The sequence below is a fragment of the Streptococcus sp. GMD4S genome, assembly GCF_000296955.1.
Genome location: NZ_AJRE01000530.1, coordinates 1 through 954 on the forward strand (window position 1 = coordinate 1; position 954 = coordinate 954).

A 954-nucleotide genomic window follows, 5' to 3' on the forward strand; every position below is an offset into this window, starting at 1 on the left:
GTCACTTCTAGATAGTCATTCTCTGCTACTTTTAACTCTTTGAAAGCCTTTTGGAAATAACCATCTTCATCTGCTTCAAGAAAGCCTAGTTGTTTGGCAAAACGAAGTTTGGATTCAAGCTGGTCTGCGTGAGCTACACAAGCTCCCAGCATGGATAAGAAAGCATCAAAGAAATGATAATCTTGAATCAGGTAGTCTTTTAAGACCTTATTCTCAATTGTCCCCGCAAAAAGTTCCTTGACAAAACGATGATTGATTGCAGCCTGCCAATCCTTCTGACTGCTTTTTAATAATTCTCCAACGGTCAAACCTGGCTGAAATGCATAGTCTTGTGTTTCCATATTTATTTTTCCTTTCTTTACTCCTTAGTAATCAATAAAATATCAAGAGATACCAAGCAAAATCGTAATTCCACTTGATACTTTTAAAGAACATCGAGGGCATTTGCAGATAGCTACCTAAACAAGCCTATCCAGTTTGTATAAACAAAAAAACTCCAATTACAAACGAGAATTAGAGTTTACCTTACAAGATTAGACAGTTTCCTTCAACATAAGAAAAAAAACTTTTCACATTTCCCTTCGCCAGTATTAACTGTATCAGGTTCAATGGGTATCATCTCAGCCTAAAGCACCCCAAATGTCTTTATTATTTAATTACTGGACCAGTATAACAGAATTTGAAAGCCCTAGCAAGATATTTGACTGGAAAATATATTTATATAGTTTCTGATAACGATTTAATCTTTCTATACACGAAGAAAAACCTCCACATCAGGTGGAGGCCTTCAACTTTATCAATACAATTTCAAATCACGAGGATCGACTGGGAAGGTTGGGTTGTATGGGTTATGACGGAGTTTGAAGTGTTTGACATCCTCAATAGTCTGAGTTCCAGATAACTGCATGACTGTCTTCAATTCTGCATTCAAGTGCTCAAAGACTTGACGCACAC

1 protein-coding gene, 1 pseudogene and 1 riboswitch are annotated in these 954 nt (G+C 36.7%); the gene and the pseudogene both read right to left on the bottom strand.

All coding sequences use genetic code 11. The features are described 5' to 3' along the window. The coding region (locus tag GMD4S_RS12345) for a TenA family protein (RefSeq protein WP_000449828.1) at positions 1 to 341 on the bottom strand (341 nt) is incomplete at its 3' end. 218 nt (positions 342 to 559) lie between these two features. Next, a riboswitch (TPP riboswitch) is annotated at positions 560 to 648 on the bottom strand. A 148-nt stretch (positions 649 to 796) separates the two neighbouring features. Then, positions 797 to 954: pseudogene (locus GMD4S_RS13420) on the bottom strand (lactate oxidase); the annotation flags it as partial.